Raw genomic sequence first — 25,106 nt, 5'->3', positions numbered from 1 at the left:
AGGGTACGAGATGGATTTGTTGGAAGGCATTCAGTCGCGGACTTCTCCCAAGAAGCTCGATGCGCCGGCCCCGAATGCGACTCAGCTCGAGCAGATCGTTCGCGCCGGCACGCGTGCGCCGGATCATGGTCGGCTGCGGCCCTGGCGATTCACCGTGTTCGAAGGCGCAGCTCGCGAAAAACTGGGCGATGTGATGGCCAATTGTCTGCGCTCGCGTGTGCCGAACTCGACCGAGGAGCATCTCGCGGCCGAACGAGGCAAAGCGTTGCGCGCGCCGGTCGTAATGGTGGTCGGTGCGAAAATCAGCAAAGGCAAGATCCCGGAGATCGAGCAGGTGTGCGCGGTGAGCGCCGCCATTCAGAACATGCTGCTGGCCGCGCACGGGCTCGGCTTCGGCGCCATGTGGAAGACGGGCGCCGCCGCCTACGACCCTGAGGTCAAAGCGCTGTGCGGACTCGCCCCGGAAGACCACATCGTCGGCATCGTTTATCTCGGCAGCGTGAGCGCCCCCGGTCAGCTGGTTGAAGCGCCGGTCGACATCAACCGCGTTTGAGCCGCGAGCGGCTCGGCTCCGGCGGGCGTGCTCAAAAAATGCGGTCTTGATCACAGATGCATTAACAATTCATAGCCGCACGCCCGACCGCCCGATTTCGAAAGAAAAATTCGGCCTGTCCACCGCAGAATGTCGCCCATGAAAGGGAGGAACCTCATGCGGTTGGCAGGACACGGCCGGTGGCTCAGCGGGGCGCTCGCACTGTTGGTGGGCATATTCCCGGGCCTTGCCACGGCCCAGAGCGAGACGCCGCCGCCGGCGTTGCAGCTCGAGCTCAAGCCGCACGCGACCGACGGCAACTTCGACTATGTCGAAGGCCGCATGACCCTCGAATCACCGAACGTCGCCGCCGGCGCGACGCTGGTGAAGATGCCCGTGGTGGTCGTCTCCATCCCCACCGCCCGATATGACGGCGACGCGCTCAAGGCGCGCGATGCTGCCGGTGATCTGCCACTGACGCTCCAGGATGATCCGCCGACGCCGACCATGGCCGAGCGCCGCTGGCTCGCCGCTCGCGCCACTCAAGGCGACGTCGTCATCACCTTCCGCGCGCCGCCTCGGGAGATCACACCGACGACTCGCAATGGCCCGTTATTCGATCTGCGCGCCAATGGCGGCGGCATGACCGGCGCCGGTGTCACATTCATTCCGATTCCAGATACCACGTTTGCCTATCGCGTCAGTCTGAAGTGGGACTTGTCGGCCGTGGCGCCGGGCTCACGCGGCGTGTGGAGCCTGGGCGAGGGCGATGTCGATGCGACCGTTCCTGCGAGCACGATCGCTTTCAGCTTCTACGCCGCAGGTCCCTTGCAGAGCTACCCGGCGCAGCCCACACCCGAGTTCGGCATGTACTGGCTGTTGCAGCCGCCGGTCGATACCGACGCGCTCGCGCAGGGCATCCAGCACCTTTACGGCTACATGTCCAAGTTCTTCCACGATGAAGGCCAGCCGTATCGCGTCTTCATTCGCAAGAACTTCAACCACGGCAACGGCGGCACCGCGCTCGCACGCTCCTTCACGTTCGGTTGGAGCGAGTCGACCGCGCCCACGCTCGATAGTCTGCAGTCGCTGCTGGCTCACGAGATGACCCACAACTGGCCGGCGATGTCGGGCGACCACGGCGACACGGCTTGGTATTCGGAAGGCGCGGCGGAGTACTACTCCATCCTGTTGTCACATCGCGCGGGTGTCACGAGCCTCGATCAGTTTCAGCACGAGGTGAACGAGCGCGCGGCGGGCTACTACACCAATCCGTATGTGCGACTGACCAACCGGGAAGCCGCCAAGATCTTCTGGAGCGACTGGAGCGCGCAGCGCGTGCCCTATGGCCGCGGCTTCATGTATCTGGCCAAGGTTGATGCGCAGATTCGCGCCAAGTCGGGCGGCAAGCGCAGCCTCGATGACCTGGTCGTGCCGATGTTCGAAAGCAAGCAGTCGGGCGAGCCGCCGTCTATCGAAGATTGGGTGAAGCTCGTCACCGCCGAGATCGGCCCGCGCGCCCAACGCGACTACGACGATATGGTCGCGGGCAAATTGCTGGTGCCGCCGAAAAACAGCTTCGCTCCGTGTTTCAAGGTGGCCAAGCACCAGGAGCGTCCGTACGTGCTGGGCTTCGACAATGCCTCGCTCAATGGCCAGCCGAAGATCGTGAAGGGATTGGTGAAAGGCAGCGCCGCCGCCGTCGCGGGTTTGCGCGATGGCGACGAAGTGCTCGAGTTCGTCGATCCTCTGGAGCTGCAGCGGGAGCGCACCAGGCAAATGGTGTTGACGGTGCGTCGAAATGGCGAGTCGCTGCGTATCGAGTATTTGCCGCGAGGCAAACCCGCCGTCGCTTACAAGTGGGAGCGCGTAAGCGGCGTGCCAGAGACTGAGTGTAGGCTTTAAAACCCGGTCGCGTTGCCGGTCGTTTGAAGGGCCGCTCCTGTGAGCGGCCTTTTTTTATGCGTCATCCATGGGGCGCTCGTTCGTGGGGCGCTCGTTTCTGTGGCACTATGGGGCGCTTGAAGGCCCTGAAGGATCGCGCATCGCCCGGGGCTCATGAAGCTCGGCCTGATCGAAGCCATCGCGCTAGCCAGCCACGGTAATCCGCCGCATCGGCTTATAATCCACCCACGCCGTTGGAAATGGCGCCATCGATGAGGATCCCCATGACTCTGACTCTGGCGGACATCCGGGCCGCGCACACACGCATTCGAGATCGCATTCATCGCACGCCGGTCATGAGCAGCGCGGCGCTCAACGAGAAGGCAGGGGCGCAGCTGTTTTTCAAATGTGAGAATCTGCAGAAGATCGGCGCCTTCAAAGCCCGCGGCGCGACCAATGCGGTTGCCCTGCTTTCCGATGAGCAGGCCCAACGCGGCGTCGTCACGCATTCGTCCGGCAATCACGCCGCCGCACTCGCGCGAGCCGCCAGGTTGCGCGGCATTCCGGCATACATCGTGATGCCTTCGAATTCGCCGCAGGCCAAGCTTGCCTCGGTGCTTCGCTACGGCGCTGAAGTGATCCAGTGCGAGCCCACCCTGGCGTCACGGGAGAAGACCGCCAAGGATGTGGCGGAGCGCACCGGCGCAACATTCATCCATCCCTACAACGATGAGCGGGTGATGGCCGGGCAGGGCACGACCGCCATCGAGCTGCTGGAAGACGTTCCGGACCTCACGGACGTTCTATGTCCGGTGGGCGGGGGTGGACTGATCAGCGGAGTGTCGGTCGCGGTGAAGAGTATCAATCCGGAGATTCGTGTGCTCGGCGTCGAGCCCAAAGGTGCGGACGACGCCGCGCAGTCGCTGGCCGCGGGTCGTATCATTCCGTGCACGTCACCCAACACCATCGCCGATGGTTTGCGCTCCTCGCTCGGTGAGCTCACGTTCGAACAGATACAACTCCACGTCGATGGCATCGTGACAGTGTCCGAAACGGAGATTCTTCACGCCATGCGCGCGATCTGGGAAGTGATGAAGATCATCGTAGAGCCTTCCGGCGCGGTCGCCTATGGCGCATTGGTGGATGGTCAACTCGATCTTCCCGGACGCCGCATCGGAATCATCCTGACCGGCGGCAATCTCGATCTCGACAAGCTGCCGTGGACCCAGTCAACACACACCCAATCGATACAGACTTAGTGTTGCAGCGTTGCTGTTGCTGTCGCGAGTTGCCGTCAGTCACAGCACCTTCATGCGCAAGGAATAGATTGCCTGTACACTTGCCTGGACTTCGGCATGTGTCGTGCAATTCCTTCATGACGGAGGACACTCGTTGAACGCGCTCCAGTCACTGCTTCCGCCTCGCTTCCGTCCGGCCGCCAAACGCGCGTTCTTTGCCGGTCAACGCATCGTGAATCTGCCGCTCACGGTGCTTCACAAGGCGGTGCTGACTCCGGCGCACCTCATCAGCCGTCGCTCGCGACCACATCGCAAACTCGAGATCGGCCCGGGCGCGCAGCGCATCGACGGCTTCGAGACGCTCAACGTGGTTCCCGCTTCCAACGTCGACTATGTGTGGGACGCCGCCAAACGCTTGCCATTCGCCGACGGCGCCTTCGAAGTGGTGTACGCGAGTCACATCCTGGAGCACATCCCCTGGTACAACACTGAAGCCGTGCTCGCCGAGTGGGCGCGCATTGTCTCGCCAGGCGGCCGCCTGGAGATCTGGGTGCCCGATGGGCTGAAGATCTGCAAAGCCTTCGTCGACGCCGAGGAGCGACGCTCCCGTGACTACGAGCAGGATGGCTGGTTTCGCTTCAACGAGCAGAAGGATCCGTGCCGCTGGGCGTCGGGCCGCATCTTCTCCTACGGCGACGGCGTGGGCACGTTGGGCCATCCCAACTGGCATCTGGCCGTGTTTTCGTTTCGATATCTCGAGCAGGCGTTGAAGCGCGCCGGCTGCCGCTCAGTCGAACGTCTGCAGCGCTCACAGGTGCGCGGTCACGATCACGGCTGGATCAATCTGGGCATCGCCGGCGTCAAGTGACCACCGAAGTCACATCCAAGTCCCATCGATGTAGTCATTGTCCGCACCCTCGTCGCGACTGAACCAACCAACAATCCATGCCTGACCGCTCGGCGAGACGACGCCGAGGGCGTCCAGGGTTGCGTCGTTTCATGCGCAATTCCCGGAGACTGCGAGCTCATGCCCTCCTGATGCCGTGATGGGCCTCGATTCGACCGAGCCTCACTCCGACCCTCCCGCTAGCATCGCGCGGCTTATCGCATTGGCAATTTCGAGGAGGGCGCCATGGCCGGTGGGTTCGACGACGAGAATGGCAAGTTCCGCGTGCTGGTGAACGAGGAAGAGCAATATTCCCTGTGGCTGGACGGCATGGAGATTCCGCGCGGCTGGACCGACACGGGCGTAGCCGGCGATAAAAAGACCTGCCTGGACTATGTCGGCAAAGTCTGGACGGACATGCGTCCCAAATCGCTGCGCATCTGGATGGAAGAGCACGCGAAGAAGACCGCGGCAGAGGCCCAGTCCAGCAATGCGCCGAGCGAGGCCGCCACGGCCGAGTCGGCACCCGGAGCATGAAGCAGGGCAGTTCGATCGCACTGCTTTGTCTTCCCTGCGGCGGCGCCAGCGCGGCGATGTACCAGCGCTGGCGCTTGCGGGTGCCGCGCTGGATCGAGGTGATCCCGATCGAATTGCCCGGTCGCGGCGCGCGCGCTGGCGAACGCTTCAGCACTGATTTTGATGCATTGGTGGAGCAGCTGTGTCTGGAGCATGCGCCAGTGCTGGAAAGGCCCTACGCCTTGTTCGGGCATAGCATGGGCGGGCTGCTGGCGTACGGCATGGCGAGCCTGCTGCAGCTACAGCAGCGGCCGCTGCCGCTAGTGATGTTCGCATCGGCCAGTCCGGGTCCGTCTACGGACTGCTGGCGCTTCTCGGGACGTGACGATGACGACGCCTTGATCCGTGATCTGCGTCACTTTGGCGGCGCCCCGGAAGAGGTGTTCGCTTGTCCGGAGATGCTGCGTGCGGCGATCGACGCGCTCGGTGCCGACTATGGGATCTGTAACAGCTTCCGCTATCGCGGCCCGGCGCGCTTGCCCGTTCCATTGCGAGTGCTGGCGGGTCGAGACGATGAAATCAAATTGCAACAACTCGCGGCCTGGCGCGAGGAAACCCTCGCGAGCTTTGCACTACATTGGTTCAACGGCGGACATTTCTATCTTCGTCCCCACGAAAGCGCATTATTGCGTTTGTTAGAAAAAGAATTAGGCAGCTCACTTAGGGCGCTCAAGGAAAACACTGAAGCACCTTCGCCCGCTTTGCCGGTCTGAAATTGGAACTCGCGCTCATCAACAATTTCCTGCACCTCGCGGATCCTGTGCACGCGGACATCTGAACCGCGCCAAGGAGCCCGTGAACGACTTGCGGGCCAGCAGCAAAGGAGATCCCCTTGAGAGCAGCAGCACGGTCGCTGGGATTGTGGATGTTGATGGGCGCGGTGGCGGCCCATGCACAGCAGTTCGACAAGCTCGGCTTTTTCGTTGGCGACGCGACGCCTGCAACGGCGGCGCCGCAGTATCGATCGTTCGTCGATATCGTTCAGCAGATCCCCCATTCCACCAATGTATTCGTCGACTATCGCGAGCCCATCTGGAGTCCCGGGACGTACGATCCGAAGTGGCGCAACAACGCGACCTGGGCGGCGGGCAATCTCGCCAGACTGTGCTCGGCGGAACATTTGAATCGACTCGATGCCCAGGGCCGGCCCGATCTGATTCCCATCGTCAGCGTCGGGCTCACCGACGACCCCACGGTGTTTCAGTTGGACTTGCCCGAGGGCGATCCGAATCGCGGTGTGTATAGCGAGACGGCCGCGGTCGCGATGATGAATGACGTCGCCGCCGGCAAGTACGATCTGGAGAATCCCGCCACCGGCCGCCACCGCGTCTGGCCCGCGATCTTCGACGCCTTCAAGAACCAGGGCTTTGCCAAGATCTACCTGCGTATCGGCTGGGAACAGAACGGCAATTGGTATGGTTGGCGCGTGCGAAGCGAAGCGACTCGCGCCGCCTACATCGCCGCCTGGCGACACGTCGCCAATCTCGCGCACGCCTACGCGAATACGCACGGCATGGTCATAGAGACCATGTGGAGCCCTTCGGCTTCGTATGCGAACTATGGCTTGACCGAGGAGAGCAGCTATCCGGGCGATGAGTACGTCGACATCGTTGCGCCCACGCATTACAGCCCGATCTGGAATCCGACTCGCTCGCGCGATAAGAGCGCGTATCACGATTGGAGCAGCGGACAGAACGTGACGCTCGCCGAATGGCTCGCCAATCCAGCCAATCGTCGCGCGATCTGGGATCACCCGGCCGCCGACTATTGGAATCCAAGGCGCGGCTGGGGCCTGCCGGCCGCCATCGAATTCGCGCTGGCCCGTAGCAAACGTTTCGGGCTCTCTGAAACCGGCACGGGCGCCTTCGGTGTCACTCGCAATGGCGGTGGACCGGTCGATGAGGGCGACTATCCGTTATATCTGGGCGAGCGACTTGCGGCCGGCGTCCAGCGAGGCTTGCAGCTGGAAGTGGTCGAAATCTGGCCGCAGGCGAGCGGCAGCGACCGACTCACGTTCTTGAGTGGCGAACGACCGCTGGAAGCAAGTGGCTGGAGGCAGTTCGGCAGGATGCTTGCGGTGACCGAGGCGCCAGTCAATCTCGCCCGCGGCAGGAGAGCGTATCCGAGCACCACGGAAAGCAGCACATATAGCCCTGTTAACGTTACGGATGGCAGCGCTGCAACTAGCTGGCGCAGCGTCGCTGGTCAGGACAAACAATGGATCTATGTCGACTTGGGCCAGAGCTATGCGATCTCTCGCGTGCGTCTGACTTGGGACAGCGCGCATGCATCCGAGTACATGATCCAGACCATGCTGGCCCCGAACAACTGGGCGACGATCTACCGCACGAGCAGTGGCGACGGCGGCATCGACGACATTCGCGGGTTGGGCGGGGCTAGCCGGTACATTCGCGTGTTTGCGCTCAGGCGAGGCACGACGGCGCGCAATTATGGTCTCAAGGAGTTCGAGATCTATCCTTGATGGAGGCGGCTCTGAGGTTCAAGGGCGCTGGGCCACCACCAACCAGTTGTTGAATGGCGTCCGGCCCCACAGCGGCTTGAACTCGGCCCGCAGACCGTGACGGCGCAGCCCGGCGCGCAACTCCTGCGCGCTGGGTTGCGCCTTGAACGAGGTTTTCATCCAGCCGACCCAATGCCCCAAGCGGTCGGTGGCCCGCGTCATCGCGCTTCGCCAACTGCCATCGGCCAGCCCGGTGCGGATCACCAGCTGGCCCTTCTTGCTGACGCATTCGGCCGCCTGCGACAGCAACGTTCCCTGCGCCGGCAGGGGCAGGTACTGCAGCACGTCCAGCAGCGCCACGCTGCCTCGATGCGCCGGGAATCGAACGCTCAAGTCACAGACTTCGAAGCTCGCATCGTTGTGACAGCCACGGGCTGAGGCGTTGCGCGCGGCTTCGATCTTCACAGCGTCCGTGTCCACGCCCAGATAGGGCAGGTTACGGCCGCTGGCGCGCAGACAATGCAGCAGCAATCCAATTCCGCAGCCCAGATCCAGCACCGGCTCGGACGCGTCGCGAAACGCTCCCGGCGCGGCCGCGTACAGCGGGTCAATGGCGAGTTTGCTCAACGAGTACCAGTAACGATATCGATCGGGCAGAAAATGCGCGGCGATGGCGCGCTTGGGCAGGATCGGGTGCGACACGTCGATTCGACCAGGAAGCCAGGCGGAGACGGGCCCACGAGGTTATCAGACGGTCAGTAAAGCGCGGAAGCGCTCTTTGGCTTCCGCCCCCAGATCGGACGTTTGCTCGGCGCCCGGGAATGTTCCTTCGGAGACATCCCGGATGAACTGACGGGTGGCGGACGCGATGTCCTCCGCCACCTTCAAGTAACGCCGCGTGTGGCGCGGCTTTAAATCGCTGTACAGCCCGAACAGGTCGTGGAATACCTGCACCTCGCCATCGCAGTGGGGGCCGGCGCCGATGCCGATAGTCGGGATCGACACTCGCCGCGAGATCTCCTGAGCGACGGTGGCAGGAACCAGCTCCAGCACGATGGCGAAAGCTCCCGCGGCCTCGAGCGCTTTGGCATCGGCGACCAGGGACGCTGCCGCCGAAGGCTCCTTCCCTTGGATTCGCGGACCGCCCATGGCGTGCACGGATTGCGGCGTGAAGCCGAGATGACCGCACACCGGGATGCCGACGTTGACCAGTCGCTCGATGGTCGGTGCGATCGAAGCGCCGCCTTCGATCTTCACTGCACCCACTTTGCCTTCGGTCAGCAAACGCGCCGAGTTGCGTAGTGCATCCTCTACGGACACTTGATAGCTCATAAAAGGCATATCGCCCACGAGCAGCGCCCGCTGGCTGCCGCGCGCGACCATCTGCGAGTGATAGATGATCTGGTCCAGCGTCACCGGCAGCGTCGTGTCTTGACCTTGCACGACCATCCCCAAGGTGTCGCCGATCAGGATGAACGGCACCCCGGCTGCGTCGATCATCTGCGCGGACGTGTAGTCGTAAGCGGTAAGCGCTGCGATTCGCTCGCCCCGGCGCTTCATGGCGACGATGTCCATCGTCGAAAGTCGTTGACCCTTCACGGAATGCCCCCCGATGACTCGTGGGTCACGATTCCATTTACGTAGCTATTAGTCAACGCTAAGGTGGACGGTATTGATCCAAGCTGCCGCTTATAGCTCGACATGACCCTCGAAGACCTTCGGATCTTGGTTGCCGCCTGCGAAGCCGGCAGCATGAGCTCGCTGGCGCGCGAGCTGCAACGGACGCAGTCCTCGGTGAGCCAGCACATCGCACGGCTGGAAGCAGAGCTCGGCATCCGGCTCTTCGAGCGCCATGCGCGCGGCATCCAACCCACCGCAGCAGGGAGGGTGCTCAAGGACTTCGCGCTGGAAGGTTTGGATGCGATCGAGGTCGGGCTGCAGAGAGTGCGCGCCCTACGGCATGGCGAGTCGGACACGTTGACCATCACCACCGGCGGCACGACGGTCCGGCATTTCATGAGGCACGCCGTCGTGCGCTTTCGCAAAGAGCATCCGGGCGTCAACTTGCGCTTTCTCCCCGCCAGCTCGACGCGCCGATGTTTCGAGATTCTTCGGCTGAGTCGGGCCGACCTGGGCTTCGTCACCACCGGTGAGCCGGCGCGCGGCATCAACGAAAAAACCATCGCCAGGCAGCGGCTGTTCCTGCTGACCACCAAGAACGACGACCTGTCACGCCGACGCAAACTCCGCCTGCAAGATCTCAAAGGCATTCGTTACCTCGGCCTGGCCGGGGGCACCACACATCACAGCGCCATCGAGCAGGCGGCCCTGCATCGTGGCGTGGAGCTGAAGGCGGAAGTGGTGTTCGACGACTTCGATACCGCGAAGCTGTTCGTCGAGCTCGGACTCGGCCAGGCCATCGTGCCCGCGGTGCATGCGTACAACTTCGAAAAGAGCGGCTCGGTGAAAGCGGTGCTCATCAGCGATCTGCCGCCGATCTCGATCGGCTGGGCGTTCCGGCATTGGCATCACTTATCGCCGGCTGCGCGGGACTTCGTCGATATCACCAATCAGGAGATCGGCAAGCTGCATCACGTGCCCGGGCTAGAGCTGGCAGCGGCCTTGCGATGAGCTTGCGATCAAGCGTCCAGCGTGGGCTGAAAGCGTGAACGCCCCAGCAGCTTCAATGTGAGATTTCGTCCGGCTCGCAGGATCGGATACGAAAAGCGTGAGAAGGTGCGGGAACGGAACATGAGTGAATTGATGCGATTGAACCACCCGGCCGGCGTCGTCAGCAGCGCCAGGGCGTGGATGCAATCGGCGCCGTGATAGTAGCGTCCGTTGAGTTTGAGAACCATGCCGGCATCGACGTCGTAGCCGAGTCGACGTACCTCGTCGACGAGCTGGGGACACTCACGTGCATTGGCCAAGGTCACGGGCCCGACTGCTTCTCGCAGGCGCACGTGAACAACGTAACGCGAGCAAAAGGGGCATTCGCCGTCGTACAGCAGCCAGTTATCGGGAGCGCGCTCGGTCACTTCAATCGCGGGCTGCGGCGGTGCCCGTTGCAGAATCGTCGGGGCAGTCGGAGTAGAAATTACAACCACTCAGCACGGGCAAGTTCCGCACTGCGTCGTACGCACCGGCGAGCGCCAGCGCGGCGAGAAACAACAGTGCCCATTTTCTGCGGGAAACCATGCGAACTCCTCCTCAGAGGTGCCGCGAATATTACTCCAAACAAGCGTTGGCATTCATTGTGATCAGGTCGGCACGTTTTTCGCTTCTATCCGACCAGCCCCGATTGCGAGCTTCCACTAGTGGCGCGCCACGATGACGCAGCCTGGTAACAGGTAGCGCCCGCAGTGCGCCGCAGGCAGACTCCGCCAGCCTCGCCATCCAGGGGGCGCGCGCGTCGTTGGTCGATAAACACAGCAAAGAAGGGGAACAGGGGAGAATGAGCGCCCGCGCGGACCGTTCACTCGTCGGCTTCTGGCGTCACTTGCGTCCGGCGGTCAGCCAGGCCGGCGACCACGCCGCCGCCGATGGTTTGATTGCGTTTTCGCCAGTGTGGGCGGCCGCTGCGATTTTCAGCCTGGCCGGCGATCGCGGCATGCTGATCTTTCGCGATGGCGCATTGCTGGGGCTGATGACCTGGGCGGCGATTGCGGTGGCGCTGTTGCTGGTGTGGCGTCCTCGATGGACGCCGCTGCTGTTCCTGCTCGCCGGCGTGATGCTGACGCGATACGCGGTGGCGATGCCCGTGGCAGGGAATAACAAAATGATCGCCGCGTTCATGAACGCGAGCATCCTCGTCATCTGCGCACACGCCCTCCTGCGCTATAGCAGCGCGACCGAGATGCGAGAAAACATTTACGAAAACATGCGGGTCGTGGCGCGAGCGCTGTTGGCCATCATGTATTTCTACGGCATCTTCCACAAGATCAATACGGACTTCCTGGATCCGCGCGTCAGCTGCGCGGTGGCGTTGTATATGCCGCTGGCCGACGGCTTCGGATTGCAGGACAGCCTCACCGGCAAGTATCTGGCGATCTGGAGCACGTTCATCGTCGAGGCCATCGCGATCGTCTCCTTGTATTGGAAACGCTGGTTCGCGGTCGGCCTGATCCTGGCGCTGATGTTTCATTTCGTGATCCCGATTTCCGTGTACTCGTGGTACATGGATTTCTCCAGCCTCGTGCTCGCGCTGTACATCCTGTCCGTGCCGCGCGAGGTGAGCCAGCGGTTCTACGACAGCTGCGCACGGTTGTTCCGGTTCCTGCGCGATCGCTTCGGCGCCCTCGGCCAGGCCCTGCCGTTCGGCGTCGTCATCGGCGGCGCGGTCACCGTCGTGGCGGTTCTGTCCCTGTTCAGCCGGCAGGCGCACATTGCGCCCTCGCATATTTATCAGTCCGTTTGGGTGCTGATGTGGGTCGCTTATGGCGGCATTGGCATGCTGCTGCTGGCGGAAGCGGCGCTCAGTCATTTGCCCTGGCGGGGCACCTCCGCGCCGTCGCGGCCGTTGTGGCTGTATGTGTTGCCGGCCACGCTGTTCATCGTCTGCACTGCGCCTTACATCGGCCTGCGGACAGAAGCGTCGATCGCGATGTTCAGCAACCTGCATACCGAGGCGGGCACGTCGAACCATCTGCTGATTCCGCAGCCGCCGTATCTGTTTCCGTATCTGAACGACGTCGCCATGATCAAGGCCTCATCGGAGCCGGACCTGCAGTATTTCGCCGACCGCAATCAGGGGCTGGTGATGTTTTCTCTGAAGGAGCGGCTTAGAAACAAGCCGGACGCGTGGGTCACGTACGAGCTCAACGGCGTGCGCCACGAACGGGCGACGGCGCAATCGCTAGGCGCTTCGATACATGCGAGCGCCTGGGAGCGCAAGCTGCTCATCTTCAAACATGTGGACTTCGCGCGTCCGAAGGTGTGCACGCACTGAACGCTAACGACGTGATTCGACGGCCATCCGAACAGCGAGGCCGGCGAGCACCGTGCCCATCAGCCAGCGCTGCGCGACCTGCCACGTGGGGCGTGATGCGAAGAACATAGCCACGCTGCCCGCCATGACCACGATGACGGCATTCACGCTCACGCTGATCATGATCTGAGTCAGCCCGAGCACCATCGATTGCAGCAACACGTTGCCGTGTTCGGGCTGAATGAATTGCGGCAGCAGCGAGACGTACAGAATCGCGATCTTCGGATTCAACAAGCTGGTGAACAGGCCCATGCCGAACAGTCGCCGCGGACTGTCCTGGGGCAGATCCCGCACCTCGAACGGCGATCGCCCACCGGGCTTGAGGGCCTGCCACGCCAGATACAGCAGGTAGATGGCTCCGGCGATGCGAAGCACGTCATACGCAAGTGGCACGGACATGAAGATGGCCGTGATGCCTAGCGCCGCGCACAGCAAATAGATCGTGAAGCCGAGCGCGATCCCGCCTAGCGAGATCAGTCCCGCCCACCGGCCCTGACAGATGGCGCGCGATACCAGATAGATCATGTTCGGCCCGGGCGTGAGCACCATGGCCAAAGCCACCAGAGCGAACTGCATGTGATCCGTGGAGGTCGGCATCGGGCGAGCTATGGGTAGCCGGGGAGGGGGGAATGATAGAGCCGCTCGATCAGCCCGAAAAGCACAAACGATTAGAGCTCGCGGGGCAAACGGACTAACGTTGACCCATGTTCGCCAAGCATCCATTCCGCTCCGGGTTTCGCGTCGTGTCCTCCGTGGCCATCGTCGCGGCCGCGCTGATGAATCTCGTCTCGCATCTGGCCGCGGGGGGCTGATCTCGAACGGGGCAGAAGCTTCTATTCACTGCACCGTAACGGCGCACGCGATTGCGTCATCCGTCGATATAAACGTCAATAAGGCGGCTTCAAGTCGCAATCTGCGCCGCCTTTCATCTCGCCATGCCTGTTTCGATCCTTGGCATGGCACTTGCTCCTCGCTGAAGGTTCGATCCAACGACGGGTCGACAGGGCACAGCTGCCATGGCGGGCCATTCCTGATCCCGCCCATCACTCGCTTCGCGTCACGCGCCGAGTGAACCGATCCCAGCCCCGTTATCCCAATCGCGCACATTCAAGAGGCGTTAGAACAACCATGTCTTATCTGGCACCGTCCGAATTCGTCACCAAGATGGTGGACGCGGGAGAATCCAAAGTTTTCATGTCGACCCGCGACACTTTGATTCGCGCCTACATGGCCGGCGCCATTCTGGCGCTGGCGGCGGTGTTCGCGGTTGCGGTCTCTCAGCAGACCGGCTATCCGATCATCGGCGCGATTCTGTTTCCTGTGGGCTTCTGCATGCTGTACCTGCTGGGCTTCGATCTGTTGACCGGCGTCTTCGTGCTGTCGCCATTGGCGCTGATCGACAAACGACCCGGCGTGACGCTCGGCGGCGTGTTGAAGAACTGGGGCCTGGTGTTCACGGGCAACCTCGCCGGTGCGGTGACGGTGGCCGTGATGATGTCGATCGTGTTCACGAACGGATTTTCGACCGAGCCGAACGCAGTCGGCAAAGTCATCGCCGGCATCGGCGAGGCACGCACCCTGGGTTACAAAGAATATGGCGCGGCGGGCATGCTCACGCTGTTCATCCGGGGCGTGCTGTGTAATTGGATGGTCTCCACGGGCGTGGTCGGCGCGATGATTTCCACGTCCGTGAGCGGCAAGGTCATTGCCATGTGGATGCCCATCATGGTGTTCTTCGCCATGACCTTCGAGCACTCGGTCGTGAATATGTTTCTATTTCCGTCCGCGCTGATCATGGGCGGCAACTTTTCCGTGATGGACTACATCGTCTGGAACGAATTGCCCACGGTGATCGGCAATCTGGTCGGCGGGCTCGCCTTTACTGGATTGACGCTCTATTCGACGCACTTGCGCACGGGCGCGAAGAAAAAAGCGTTCCCGCGCGCTGCTTGATCCAACGGCATGCTGCCCACGCGATTGGCAATCACCCTTGGGCAGCATTCCGACCCGGGCCGCAAGGAAACCAATCAGGACTTTCACGGCGCCTGCATCCCTGACGAGCCGCAACTGACCGCCAAAGGGATCGCCGTCGTGTTGGCCGACGGTGTGAGCAGCAGCAACGTCAGCCAGATCGCAAGCGAAGCGGCCGTCAAAGGCTTCCTTGAGGACTATTACTGCACGTCGCCGGCGTGGTCGGTGAAACATTCGGCGCAGCGTGTGCTCACGGCCATCAACTCCTGGCTGTACTCGCAAACACGCCAGAGCCAATATCGATACGATCAGGACCGCGGCTATGTCTGCACGCTGAGCGCGCTGGTGCTCAAGTCCACCACGGCGCACATCTTCCATGTGGGCGATTCGAGAATCTACCGGTTACGGGACCAGTCCCTCGAGCAACTCACCGAAGACCATCGCGTGTGGGTTTCCCAGCACCAGAGCTATCTCGGTCGCGCTCTCGGCGTGAAGCCGCAAGTCGAAATCGAATATCGCGCGGTGAGCGTGGGGCAGGGCGACGTTTTCATTCTGGCTACCGATGGGATTCATGAGCACGTCAGCTCGCGGTTCATCATCGCCGCGTTGTCACAGCCGTCCGACGATTTGGACGCTGTCGCCGAGGCCATCGCGGCTGAAGCGCTTGAGCAAGGCAGCGACGATAACCTCACCATCCAGCTGATTCGTGTCGACAGTCTGCCTGAAACGGACATCGCCGGGATTCATCACAAACTCAGCGAGCTGCCATTGCCTCCGGAGCTCGCGCCACGGATGACATTTGATGGCTATCGAATCGTTCGTGACATCCATATCAGCAGCCGCAGCCACGTCTATCTGGCGATTGACATAACGTCTGATTCACCCGACCCCGAAGTTCCGGTCGTCATCAAGACGCCGTCCGTCGATCTGCGTGGCGATCCGGCTTATCTGGAGCGATTTCTGCTCGAAGATTGGATCGCGCGACGCATCGACAATCCGCATGTGGTTCGCGCCGTCGCGCCGACGCGCAAACGTAACTTTCTCTATACCGTCACCGAATTCATCGACGGCCAGACCCTGACTCAATGGATGATCGACCATCCCAAACCCAAGCTGGCCACCGTACGCGGCATCGTCGAGCAGATTGCCAAGGGCCTGCAGGCGTTTCATCGGCTGGAGATGTTGCATCAGGATTTGCGACCGGAAAACATCATGATCGATAGCACCGGTACGGTGAAGATCGTGGATTTCGGTTCGACTCGCGTCGCCGGCATCGTCGAGAGCGCCGCTGACGTCGACCGTCTGCCGCAAGGGACGTTGCAATACACCGCGCCTGAATGCTTTCTGGGCGACGCGGGCACGTCACGCTCGGATTTGTTTTCCCTCGGCGTCATCGCGTATCAAATGCTTTCCGGCCGGCTGCCATTCGGAACCGAAGTCGCCAAGGCCAGCACCAAGGCCGCACAACGACGATTGCAGTACCGTTCGCTGCTGGACGACGAACGCGACATTCCAGCCTGGTTCGACGAAACCTTGCGCAGAGCCACGCATCCGGACCCAGACAAGCGATACCAGGCGCTGTCGGAGTTTGTGTACGACCTGAGCCATCCCAACGCGGCGTACACGCGCAAGACGCGCCAGCCGTTACTGGAACGCAATCCGTTGGCGTTCTGGAAGGCGCTGACGGCGATCCTGGTGGCCGTGGTGCTGGTGTTGTTGGGCTGGCGGTGAGTTTGAGGCTGATTCTATGATAGCGAGTCGCGCCAGAACAAAGACTTACGAGCGAGTCCAGAGGCATGGGCTTAGGCCTGAGAACGGCAGCTCCATAAGGCGCATAATGTGTAAGTTGTCCGATTGATTTCTCTCGCTCGCGCATGCCTTTCGCGCTGTTTTTTTCGAGAGATGCGCGCGGCATAGAAACATTCGCGTGCGGGCATGGTGCCCGATGAGAATGATTTCGCGAACGTCACAGCGCGTCGAAACACTGGAAAACAAGGCGTTTTCGCGCGCCACCGATCAGGCTGGCGCGAAGCATGCGCCGCTGAAGAAAAAATAACAAGTGTGAGATAGAACACGGTTTCATTCCTCCAATCACAGGACAGGTCGCACGGCAATCATGCCAGCGCCGCCCACGGAAGGGCAGACCCTTAAGCCGCGAGCAAACATTCAGGGAACGTCGCACTCCGGCCCGTTGCGGGCATTGGTGCCCGGCGCGTAGCGTTTTCCACGTGGCGCGGCACCCAAGGACGACAGGAAACATTCCTCTCCCTGTCCTGCTCCGAGGTCGCGCTCACGGGGGCCGCGCCACGTCCAGCGGCGACATCGCGACTGAAGGAATACCTGTGAGAAATCAGCAAACGTTTACGGCTATCGACGCGGCTGCGGAGTCGCTCACCCAAGCATCGCGGCAATTGCTCTCGCCATTGGAACTGGCCTGTCTGGAGCGGATCGGTCGGGCTCCGGCCGATGAACTGCTCACGCCGGAGCAGATGAGAGAGGTCGATGTGATCTTTCACAAGGTGCGCGCTCAGGCGTTGCGTATCGCCATCCGCAAGCGTGCGGATTTGCAGCGTCGGCGAATCGAGAAGGCCCAGGAAGCGTATGACCTTCTGCAGCAGGAGCGCGCTTACGAGCAAGCGATGCGGGATCTGAGTGTGCGGCTGGTGGTGGCGGCGTGATCTGAGACCGGTGTCGGGGGCTCGGGCGCTCGCGTCAGTCGAGTCATCAAGAGAAGCGCGGCGAGCGCCCGCCCCCCGAACCGTTAGGAAACATTCCCTATGGAACTTGCGCCTGATCCGCCGGATCGGTGGGCCGAACGGCTGATCGCACGCTTCCCGGAGGATCTGCAGGGCGACGTGCGCGCGCGGTGGTATTCCATCGCGAGCAGCGGCCCAAAGTATCCGGGCATCCGTCACGCGGATGGCCTGTCGCCGGCCGCGAAAGCCAATCTCGATCTATCGGCGCAGTGGCAGCAAGCCACGCGCGAGCGCATCAATCTCGCGTTTGATGAAGATGCGATCAGGGAACGCGCGCGCAGCGCGGCCGATACCTGTCTGCGCATCAATCGCGTAAGCGCAATGATCGAGCATGCCCGCGCCTTGGGCATCGAACCGCCGCAGGCGCGCACACACGGGGAAGACGGGCCGATGTGCTCCCTGGTCGGCGTCGTGCGTCGTCTGCAGGACGAATACTGGTGGCGGCGGCAGATGCGGCGCGCGTACACGCGCACAGCGGAAACGCATCTGCGGCTGCTCGGTGTCGTGCATCGACAGCGGCAGGTGTACGCCAGCGACCGGGCAGTGATCCATCGGCGCAAAAGAAACAAACGGGCCGAAGCGCTGCTCAAGGAATTGGTTGCGGTCAGCGATGCCGGCGATCAGCTAGAACTCTGGGAGGTGCGGCAAAAAAGTAACGCCAATCCAGAAATCCGGCGCGCGGAGCTGATGACGCGCTTGCGTGGCTTCGAAGAGGTCGCAGCGGTCGCGGGGCATGTCGCCGAGTTCGTCACGCTGACATGTCCATCCGCGTACCACCGGACGCATGCGGACGGAACGCCCAACGAACGATTCGCGGGATTCGCGCCGCGAGATGGCCAGCAGTGGCTGTGCAAAATGTGGGCGCGCGCTCGCGCCAAGCTGGCGCGGCTGAAAATACTCATATACGGATTCAGAGTCGCCGAACCGCATCATGACGGCACGCCACATTGGCATATGGTCCTCTTCATGAAAGAAACAAACGTGGCCACGGTGCGCGCGGTACTCGGTGGTCACTGGCTGTCGGAATATCGGGACGAGCCGGGCGCAAAGAAACATCGCGCGAAGTTCAAGCGCATTGATCCACACAAGGGGTCAGCGTGCGGCTATGTCGCGAAGTACGTGAGCAAAAATATCGATGGCTTCGAAGTAGGAGAGGACTATGAAACGTCAGGTGAAACGGCTGCGGAATCGTGCCATCGGGTGGGCGCTTGGGCGTCTGCGCATGGAATTCGCCAGTTCCAGCAGATCGGGGGTCCACAAGTTACGGTGTGGCGTGAGTTACGACGGCTCCGTGATGTTGTCGTGCCAGATGCAATGGGGGAAGCGCGCGCAGCGGCAGACGCGGGCGAGTGGTCGCAATTTGTCGTTGCCCTTGGAGGAATCGAGCGCGGAAGGAAAGGAAACATTCAGCCATGGACCGAAGTCACCGGCGAGATGAATCAATACGATGAACTGCGCGGCCCGCAGATCGCGGGGGTTCAGTCGGTGGCCGTGCGAGTTAGAACGCGCACGAAGTGCTGGCGGATTCAACGGAAGGCACCGGCCGCGCGTGGACCCGGTTCCTGGGATTCGGAAATGCGCTCTGCTGGTGTAGTTGCGGCGGCTCCGGTGCCTTCCCTTGGACCCGTGTCAATAACTGTACGCGAATCGAGAGGTGAGGATAGATGGCTGATGCATTAGCAGCGGCGCGCGACGCAATCCAACGTCGCGCGTCGGATCCGAGGGCGAAGATGTTCGGGATCGATAAGGATCTGATCGCGATAGGAACGGCGCTCGATGAGTTGGAGGCGCGAATCGATAGGCTCGGCGCGCTGACGTTACGCTTGGCCATTGGATTTTCGCCAACGCGGGCGCAGTTAGAGCGGATCGGCGCATGCGGACCGGAAACGGCGGCGCTACTTAGAACCATGGGAGCGGATGGCACCATGTGCCGATTGCTAACAGTGCAAGGGGGCGAGTGATGAAAGAGCCAGTCGGGGAAATCGATTGCCCGCTGTGCAAGCGCACGGCGGAACTGCATGCATCGGAGGCGCGGACAAAGTTGGATCCCGATGGGGATGGGAAGGGCCGGCCCGCTTATCCGAAGAAACATTTCATCGTCTGTCCGCCGACGACGGGTTATCGGGGCTGCGGAACGTTGCTCATGAATGCGCCCGGCGCACAGCAACGGCTGATGGAGTTGGGTCGACTCTTCGGGCCGGATGGCAAGCCGTCGCCGAAACCAGCGCCCGCGCCCACGCCCGCGCCGGACCCGGAGCCGAAGCCCGCGCAGGCGCCGGAGCCGAAGCCGAAGCGGCCCGAGTCTTCCAATCCTTTCAAGTGGTGGTGAGGCAATGAGCGGTATTCCGATTGATGAAAGCGCTGTGCATGACGAACTGCGCGCGATAGAAGGCGAATACATTGCTGCCGGCGAGCAGCCGCCACCGGGCGACCAGGGCGCACCAGGGCCGCAACCGGAGATGGGCGGGCCAGCGCCGATGGACTGGACCATACCGGCCGGGCTCGTCGTTATGATTCTCGACAAGCTCGTCGCGCCGAATTGGGAGCTGGACGCCGGAGAGAAGCAGATGCTTCACGAGCAGACCGCACAGACGCTGCAGGTGTGCTTCCCGACGATCAATCTAGACCCTCGGTGGGTGGCGCTCGGTTCGCTCGCCGGCGCGTTTACGGCGGTCGCCATGCGGCGCATGGATCTCGAAACGGGCAAGCTGAAGCCGATGCGCGCCGCGCCACCAGAAGACGATGCAGAGCGGCGTGCGGCGTAAAGACGGGGAACTCATCCTCGTCGCGGGCGCGTCCGGTTCCGGGAAGACGCTGTACTCGATGCGGGCCTGTGCGCCGGCCGCGCGCCTCATTGTTTGGGATTCGCATCTCGAATGGTGGGGACGCGGTTGTACACCGGTCCGAAGTATCTCGGAACTGGCGCGCGTCCTGTCGACCAAAGAGCCGGGACAGTGGGCCTACATTGGGCCGGTCGATTCTAGAAGTTTCACGGGTTTTTGCCGGGTTGCGCTGTGCGCGATGAAGCTAGAACCTTGCACAATCGTTGTAGAAGAGTTGGCGGATGTTTCTACACCGGCGAAGGCTCCAAAGGCATGGGGAGAGTTGCTTCGGTGGGCGCGCAAGCTCGGCTGCACTGTGTACGGAATCACGCAGCGCCCGGCCGAATCCGATAAGACCCTCGCGGGCAACGCCACGCGGATCGTTTGTCATGCGTTGGGATCGGATCTAGATGCGGCGTACATGACGCGCTACATGCCAGTGTCCAAGGAACGGCTGCTCGCGCTCGACTATGAACGGATGGAATACCTCGAACGACTGAAGAATCGAACCATGCGGGCCGGATTCAATGCGCCGCCCGCTGGCGGCAAGAAAAAGAAACAATCTAGAAGCCGCTAGACCCTCTTAGACCCGACTAGAAACATTCGTCGCGACGCGCCTAAAAGGCGATTGATTGCCTGTGCAATTGGTCCCTAACGTAATTGAGGTGTGAATCGTGAATAGCGCGTTGAAGTTCATTCTTCCCGTGGCGACGGTGGTGCTCGGTGTGTGGATTGCTACCACGCTTCCGAATCCGATCGCCTCGCTGAAGAAGTAATCCACGGGGGGAATTCCCGTGGAGGGTCTGAAGTATTTCGGAGTTCTGGTGGCTGCGGCAGTGCTCGGCACGCTCGTGGCAACGTATCTAACAAACAACGTTCGCGCTGTGCGTCGGACGGTCGGGAGTCTTTGAGCAATGCCGCGAATCAAACTGGATCCTTTCGAGAACGTCGGCGATGGACGCACGGCCAGCATGATCACCGAAGTGATCTGGCCGAACACGTTGGAGCAGATCGTTTTGCACTTCACGCCGGGCGTCGGCGGTGCGTTCGTGAAGGACGACATCGAAGAGTTGAAGGTGAAGTTCGGCACGAAAACCGTCTGGGATGTCACCGGCGAGCAGTTGGTGAAGATGAACGCGTTCGAAGTGCTGAACGAAGGCGTCACGGTGCTGACCCTGCCGTTCTACAACCAACGCGCGCGCAATCTGGCGCAAGCGTATCTGTCCTGTCCCGATTTCGCCGCGCTCGCGGTTCGCAAGGTGCAGGTGTCGCTGAAGATCACCGGCGCTACTGATCCATTCACCATCGATGCTTGGGCGGATGTGGTGGCACCCGGTCTGCTGGCTCCGGCCGGTCGCATCGTGTTCCGTCAGTTGCTCCGTCAGCAGTTGACGCCATCGGCGGCGGAAGTCGACAAGCCGCAATCGATCAACATCGGGCAAGCCAAGGGCGCGCGGCTGCGCCGGCTGCATTTCTTCAGTCCTCTGGTGACGGATTTATCGATCAAGCGAGACGGTCTCGATTTCTTCGAGAAGCTTCCCCTGTCGGTGCAGAATGACTTGTTGAAAAACAAGGGTTGGGTGCCGCAGACCGACGTTTACAGCTTCGTCGCCGATGAAGACGACAACGCCGATAAGACGCTGACCACCATCCGCGACGACGCCGGCGGCGGCAGTCTCGTGCCCATGCAGATCCTCATGTCGACATCCGGCGCGGGCGCGTTCGACGTGGTGGCCGACGTGTTGGCCGGGCTCGACGGGTAACACGCCATGATTACCGAACCGGATGCCAGCGGCGGCCTCGGCTCCTACAGTCGCGATCTTTGGGGCGTCTTAACCGGCGCTCTGGGGGCCGTCGCGGCTCCGGCGCTCGGTCGGCTGCTGGACGTAAACACCGTGGCCACCGTGGGCACGGATGGCGTCGTGCGATACGCCGCGACGCCAACCCCGGAACCGTCCGTAGCGGATCGCGCTCGCGGTCTGCTCGACAGTCCGGTCGTGCTGATCGGCGTGGCCGTGGTGGTCGGCGGTCTGCTCGTGCTGGCGGTGCGCAAGTGACAAACATTCCTGGGGTGGCGGATATGTTCGCCGGCTACACCGGATGGGGCGGCGGCGGCGGCGGCGGCGGCGGCGGGTATATCTCGGCGAGTTCGTCCGCAAGCTCCGGGCCGGTTGGCTACTCGCCGCAGTACGGCGGGTTCGGTGGCATTCAGACCGGCGGCTCCCAAGGGGTAGATATCACAACGCTGGCGCTGGTCGCCGGCGCGGTGCTGCTTGGGCTGTATCTGCTGCGCTGATCCATGCACATCTGTAAACACACGGCATGGAGCGCGGCGGCAGAAGCCGCGCTCGCCGATACGCTCGGCGAAGATCGCGATGCCATCGTCGCGGGCGTCGAAGCCGGTCGCCTCGAGCTATGGGAAATCGAGCGCGGGCAAGCGTGGCTGGTCACGTGTGTGGACGCCGAATCGCGGGAACTGATCGTCTGCTGTCTTGCCGGTCGCGGCATGGCGGCGGTCGCCGATGTTCTATATCGAACGGCGCAAGGGCAGGGCCTTCGCGGCGTTCGTTTCTTCACTGCGCGGCGTGCGATGGCGCGCGCGCTGCGTTCGTATCCGTTGAAGTTGCTCGGATACGTGTACAGGTGCGAGGTCGCCAATGTCGCACAGTGAAAACAAACCGAAGACGACGCAGACGAGTAGCACGGTTGTCACGAATCTCAACCTGCAAGACACCGAAGGCGTCACGCTCGCGCAGAGCGATGGAAACACCATCACTGTGACGGACCATGGCGCGCTTGCGACGGCGGCGGACATCGCCGTTGAAGCGCTGCAGACGAACGAGGACTCGCAGCGCGGCGCGCGCGAGTTGATATCGCAAGCCGTCGACGATGCATTCTCGTTTGGCTCGGAGGCGTTCCATTACGGCGCGGAAATTGTCGACCGGAGCGGCGAGCGAATCCTGACGGCGGCGGATTCCACACTGAATTTCGGTCGAGATGTGCTGTCCGACTCAAGCTCACTCATTCGCGGAGTCTTTCAAGATTCGCTCGATGCGGTGACGAACGTGTTGGAGCGCGGGCAAGAGCAGGTCGGCGAATCACTAACGAACATCAATGCAATCGCGCGCGAGCAGTCGCGCTCGGATGCGGAGCGCGTTCAAAGCATTGCGAATAATGCGCTGATCGCGGCCGGTGTGATCGTGGCAATTGTGTTTATTTCTCAGGCGTTCAAGGGCGGGATGAGATGAGCAGCGGACTACGGAAAGAAACAATCCCGGCGAACGGCGTCATCGTCGTACCGGATGCGGCAAACTTCCTGCTGCTGGTCGCAACCGGCTCGCCAGTCAATGTGAAATTCACGCGCGATGGGTCGTTCACGACGGCGGATGGCGTGGAGGCGGGTTTCGTCAAAGGTTTGATCAGGCCATGGGATCGGGTCGCGATCAGCGGCACGCCGGGCGCGACGTGTGATTTCTTCATTGGATTCGAAGACATCTCGGAAGATTTCACCGACTACCGGCGGACCACTGGCATATTCGAGCAGCAGTTAGCGTCTTCGCTCGGCGATGCGCCGGCAGATGTGGATGTCGGCGCGTCGGCAGTCGCGGTGCAGCTGATTGGCGAGAATGAGGCTCGCCGAAAAGTCACCGTTGGCTTGTTCGACGATGCCGAAACCTACGTGCGCGTGAGCAGCGCTAGTGTCACGGTGAATCGGGGCGCTCGCCTCGCGCCAGGGCAGACATACACGTTCGAAGGCACAGGCCCGGTGTACGCCATTCGCGTATCAGAGGCCAGTGCGATGATGTGGGTTCAGGAGGATTTGTATTGATGCGCTCCGTTCTCATTGCATTCGCGGCGGTCGCGATCACAGTCACCGTGGGCGCGTTGGCGCAGGTCGGCGGCGTTCCTTCGCGGCTGCGGCTGCAATCGCTCGGCGTCAATGCGCCGGCTCCGTCGACGCCGGGAAACATCACAGCAAGCGGGACGATTTCGGCGGGCGCGCTGTCAGTCGGCGGCGTTGAACTCGATGCATCGGATCTCGCAGTGCTGACGGGTGGGGAGCCGATCGTCACCGGTGTGGGCAATCGGGATAAGGTCATCTCGGGTTGTTGGTCCGGCGGAACCGGCGGCACGTGTTTTTCTGGGTCGTTGCCGACTGGTGTGACTGTGACCAGAACGAACCAGGGCCGATATACGCTGAACTTTGATCCGGGGGTGTGGGCGTCGACGCCGTTCTGCACGTTCACGACTAACGGCGTGTCTGAGGCAACGGTATGGACAAATGGCATCTCGGCAACGTCGTACACGGTGAACGTCAATGCGGCTACGACGGGCTCTGACCGCAATGTGACGTTTATCTGTTTGGGGTCGTGATGTGCGTGCTGTGCTGGTTGTTCCGTTGGCTGCCGTCGCGTCCCTGGGGCTCTGGGTCGTGCTACGTGCGCAGCGCCGGACACCGGGCGGCGTCGTGACCATCGAGCAGATCGGCGAAGAGGCCGGATCACTGCTCGAAGAGGTGGTGGTGACAGTGCGGCGAATCGGTGGGGGTTCCTGGGTGCTGCCGGCCTCGGGGGAGCCATACAGGGCGATGCTAGAGAGCGCATCTCAGAAATACGGTCTACCGTGGCCGTTGCTCGCGCGCGTGGCGTGGCAGGAATCGAGATTCCGGCCGGATGTGATCAGCGGCAAGGTGCGCTCGTCCGCCGGCGCGGTGGGGATCATGCAGATCATTCCGCGATGGCACCCGGAGCTCGGGGAGGCGGGCGCGTTGGATCCTGCGCAAGCGATTCCCTACGCGGCGAAGTTCCTGCGCCGATTGTTCGATAAGTTTGGTTCCTGGGAACTGGCGCTCGCGGCCTATAACTGGGGTGAAGGAAACGTGGCGCGCTCAACCAATGAGAGCGCGTGGCCCAAAGAAACGTTCGCCTATGTGCGCGACGTGACAAGTGACGTATTCGGGGTGGTCGCGTGAATGTTCTAAACACAAAGGCCG

Annotated in this window: 29 protein-coding genes; 24 read left to right on the top strand and 5 right to left on the bottom strand. The window is 62.0% G+C overall.

Annotation, left to right across the window (positions count from 1 at the left end; genetic code table 11):
- Positions 1–10 precede the first annotated feature (10 nt).
- The 7 genes from JM946_RS12755 (at position 11) to JM946_RS12725 (ending at position 7,598) form a co-directional block, all read left to right on the top strand.
- The gene (locus JM946_RS12755) at positions 11–553 is read left to right on the top strand and encodes a nitroreductase family protein (RefSeq protein ID WP_203167663.1); all 543 of its coding nucleotides are present in this window, start codon (positions 11–13) and stop codon (positions 551–553) included.
- A 156-nt stretch (positions 554–709) separates the two neighbouring features.
- Positions 710–2,437 carry a M61 metallopeptidase family protein gene (locus tag JM946_RS12750; protein ID WP_203167662.1) on the top strand — a complete coding sequence of 576 codons (1,728 nt, stop codon included), beginning with the start codon at positions 710–712 and terminating at the stop codon, positions 2,435–2,437.
- Between the two features lie 263 nt (positions 2,438–2,700).
- A complete protein-coding gene (locus JM946_RS12745; RefSeq protein WP_203167661.1) occupies positions 2,701–3,675 on the top strand; it encodes a pyridoxal-phosphate dependent enzyme in 975 nt (324 codons plus the stop codon).
- 133 nt (positions 3,676–3,808) lie between these two features.
- Positions 3,809–4,522 (top strand): class I SAM-dependent methyltransferase, encoded by a 714-nt coding sequence (locus JM946_RS12740; RefSeq protein ID WP_203167660.1) that lies wholly within the window; start codon positions 3,809–3,811, stop codon positions 4,520–4,522.
- 264 nt (positions 4,523–4,786) lie between these two features.
- Positions 4,787–5,077, top strand: coding sequence for an MbtH family protein (locus JM946_RS12735; protein WP_203167659.1), 291 nt, complete (start codon positions 4,787–4,789; stop codon positions 5,075–5,077).
- Positions 5,074–5,829, top strand: a complete 756-nt coding sequence (locus JM946_RS12730) for a thioesterase II family protein (protein WP_203167658.1) — start codon at positions 5,074–5,076, stop codon at positions 5,827–5,829. Before JM946_RS12735 ends, JM946_RS12730 begins: the two co-directional genes overlap by 4 nt.
- 119 nt (positions 5,830–5,948) lie before the next feature.
- Positions 5,949–7,598 carry a galactose-binding domain-containing protein gene (locus JM946_RS12725; protein WP_203167657.1) on the top strand — a complete coding sequence of 550 codons (1,650 nt, stop codon included), beginning with the start codon at positions 5,949–5,951 and terminating at the stop codon, positions 7,596–7,598.
- Between the two features lie 18 nt (positions 7,599–7,616).
- Here JM946_RS12725 and JM946_RS12720 read toward each other — a convergent pair whose 3' ends face one another.
- Both JM946_RS12720 and panB read right to left on the bottom strand, forming a co-directional pair.
- Positions 7,617–8,279 carry a methyltransferase domain-containing protein gene (locus JM946_RS12720; RefSeq protein WP_203167656.1) on the bottom strand — a complete coding sequence of 221 codons (663 nt, stop codon included), beginning with the start codon at positions 8,277–8,279 and terminating at the stop codon, positions 7,617–7,619.
- Between the two features lie 45 nt (positions 8,280–8,324).
- Positions 8,325–9,152 carry a 3-methyl-2-oxobutanoate hydroxymethyltransferase gene (gene panB / locus JM946_RS12715; protein WP_203167655.1) on the bottom strand — a complete coding sequence of 276 codons (828 nt, stop codon included), beginning with the start codon at positions 9,150–9,152 and terminating at the stop codon, positions 8,325–8,327.
- Between the two features lie 126 nt (positions 9,153–9,278).
- Here panB and JM946_RS12710 point away from each other — a divergent pair, with 126 nt between their 5' ends.
- Complete coding sequence (locus JM946_RS12710) at positions 9,279–10,208, top strand: LysR family transcriptional regulator (protein WP_203167654.1); 930 nt, start codon at positions 9,279–9,281, stop codon at positions 10,206–10,208.
- Positions 10,209–10,216: 8 nt separating this feature from the next.
- Here the strand turns inward: JM946_RS12710 and JM946_RS12705 are convergent, their stop codons facing one another.
- Positions 10,217–10,615, bottom strand: coding sequence for a DCC1-like thiol-disulfide oxidoreductase family protein (locus tag JM946_RS12705; protein WP_203167653.1), 399 nt, complete (start codon positions 10,613–10,615; stop codon positions 10,217–10,219).
- A gap of 1 nt (position 10,616) precedes the next feature.
- Positions 10,617–10,775 carry a hypothetical protein gene (locus JM946_RS12700; protein ID WP_203167652.1) on the bottom strand — a complete coding sequence of 53 codons (159 nt, stop codon included), beginning with the start codon at positions 10,773–10,775 and terminating at the stop codon, positions 10,617–10,619.
- 256 nt (positions 10,776–11,031) lie between these two features.
- On the opposite strand from JM946_RS12700, the gene JM946_RS12695 reads away from it, so the two are divergent.
- The gene (locus JM946_RS12695; RefSeq protein ID WP_203167651.1) at positions 11,032–12,525 is read left to right on the top strand and encodes a hypothetical protein; all 1,494 of its coding nucleotides are present in this window, start codon (positions 11,032–11,034) and stop codon (positions 12,523–12,525) included.
- A 3-nt stretch (positions 12,526–12,528) separates the two neighbouring features.
- Here JM946_RS12695 and JM946_RS12690 read toward each other — a convergent pair whose 3' ends face one another.
- Positions 12,529–13,161, bottom strand: a complete 633-nt coding sequence (locus tag JM946_RS12690) for a LysE family translocator (protein WP_203167650.1) — start codon at positions 13,159–13,161, stop codon at positions 12,529–12,531.
- Positions 13,162–13,692: 531 nt separating this feature from the next.
- Between JM946_RS12690 and JM946_RS12685 the strand changes: the two genes are divergently transcribed.
- The 15 genes from JM946_RS12685 (at position 13,693) to JM946_RS31250 (ending at position 25,085) form a co-directional block, all read left to right on the top strand.
- Entirely contained in the window at positions 13,693–14,517 is an 825-nt protein-coding gene (locus JM946_RS12685) for a formate/nitrite transporter family protein (protein ID WP_203167649.1), read from the top strand.
- 9 nt (positions 14,518–14,526) lie between these two features.
- Positions 14,527–16,266: a bifunctional protein-serine/threonine kinase/phosphatase gene (locus tag JM946_RS12680; protein ID WP_218042783.1), complete on the top strand. Its 1,740-nt coding sequence runs from the start codon at positions 14,527–14,529 to the stop codon at positions 16,264–16,266.
- 611 nt (positions 16,267–16,877) lie between these two features.
- On the top strand, positions 16,878–17,213 hold the full coding sequence (locus tag JM946_RS12675; protein ID WP_203167648.1) for a hypothetical protein: 336 nt from the start codon (positions 16,878–16,880) through the stop codon (positions 17,211–17,213).
- A gap of 399 nt (positions 17,214–17,612) precedes the next feature.
- Entirely contained in the window at positions 17,613–18,971 is a 1,359-nt protein-coding gene (locus tag JM946_RS12670; RefSeq protein ID WP_203167647.1) for a replication endonuclease, read from the top strand.
- 280 nt (positions 18,972–19,251) lie between these two features.
- The gene (locus tag JM946_RS12665) at positions 19,252–19,620 is read left to right on the top strand and encodes a hypothetical protein (RefSeq protein WP_203167646.1); all 369 of its coding nucleotides are present in this window, start codon (positions 19,252–19,254) and stop codon (positions 19,618–19,620) included.
- Positions 19,621–19,624: 4 nt separating this feature from the next.
- The gene (locus tag JM946_RS12660) at positions 19,625–20,056 is read left to right on the top strand and encodes a hypothetical protein (protein ID WP_203167645.1); all 432 of its coding nucleotides are present in this window, start codon (positions 19,625–19,627) and stop codon (positions 20,054–20,056) included.
- On the top strand, positions 20,034–20,690 hold the full coding sequence (locus JM946_RS12655) for a hypothetical protein (protein ID WP_203167644.1): 657 nt from the start codon (positions 20,034–20,036) through the stop codon (positions 20,688–20,690). Before JM946_RS12660 ends, JM946_RS12655 begins: the two co-directional genes overlap by 23 nt.
- Before the next feature lie 337 nt (positions 20,691–21,027).
- Positions 21,028–21,876, top strand: coding sequence for a major capsid protein P2 (locus JM946_RS12650; RefSeq protein WP_203167643.1), 849 nt, complete (start codon positions 21,028–21,030; stop codon positions 21,874–21,876).
- A gap of 6 nt (positions 21,877–21,882) precedes the next feature.
- Positions 21,883–22,170, top strand: a complete 288-nt coding sequence (locus JM946_RS12645) for a hypothetical protein (protein ID WP_203167642.1) — start codon at positions 21,883–21,885, stop codon at positions 22,168–22,170.
- Complete coding sequence (locus JM946_RS12640; RefSeq protein ID WP_203167641.1) at positions 22,167–22,409, top strand: hypothetical protein; 243 nt, start codon at positions 22,167–22,169, stop codon at positions 22,407–22,409. The genes JM946_RS12645 and JM946_RS12640 overlap by 4 nt, the downstream gene beginning before the upstream one ends.
- Positions 22,410–22,412: 3 nt before the next feature.
- The gene (locus tag JM946_RS12635) at positions 22,413–22,784 is read left to right on the top strand and encodes a hypothetical protein (protein WP_203167640.1); all 372 of its coding nucleotides are present in this window, start codon (positions 22,413–22,415) and stop codon (positions 22,782–22,784) included.
- Positions 22,771–23,361 (top strand): hypothetical protein, encoded by a 591-nt coding sequence (locus tag JM946_RS12630; protein WP_203167639.1) that lies wholly within the window; start codon positions 22,771–22,773, stop codon positions 23,359–23,361. The genes JM946_RS12635 and JM946_RS12630 overlap by 14 nt, the downstream gene beginning before the upstream one ends.
- A complete protein-coding gene (locus JM946_RS12625; RefSeq protein WP_203167638.1) occupies positions 23,358–23,942 on the top strand; it encodes a hypothetical protein in 585 nt (194 codons plus the stop codon). Before JM946_RS12630 ends, JM946_RS12625 begins: the two co-directional genes overlap by 4 nt.
- On the top strand, positions 23,942–24,487 hold the full coding sequence (locus tag JM946_RS12620; RefSeq protein WP_203167637.1) for a hypothetical protein: 546 nt from the start codon (positions 23,942–23,944) through the stop codon (positions 24,485–24,487). Before JM946_RS12625 ends, JM946_RS12620 begins: the two co-directional genes overlap by 1 nt.
- Before the next feature lies 1 nt (position 24,488).
- Positions 24,489–25,085, top strand: a complete 597-nt coding sequence (locus tag JM946_RS31250) for a lytic transglycosylase domain-containing protein (RefSeq protein WP_218042781.1) — start codon at positions 24,489–24,491, stop codon at positions 25,083–25,085.
- Positions 25,086–25,106: the final 21 nt, after the last annotated feature.

This window comes from Steroidobacter gossypii, assembly GCF_016801985.1.
GTDB classification, from domain to species: domain Bacteria; phylum Pseudomonadota; class Gammaproteobacteria; order Steroidobacterales; family Steroidobacteraceae; genus Steroidobacter; species Steroidobacter gossypii.
The sequence above is the reverse complement of the archived record's forward strand: the minus strand, read 5'-3'. Positions and strand labels throughout refer to the sequence as shown.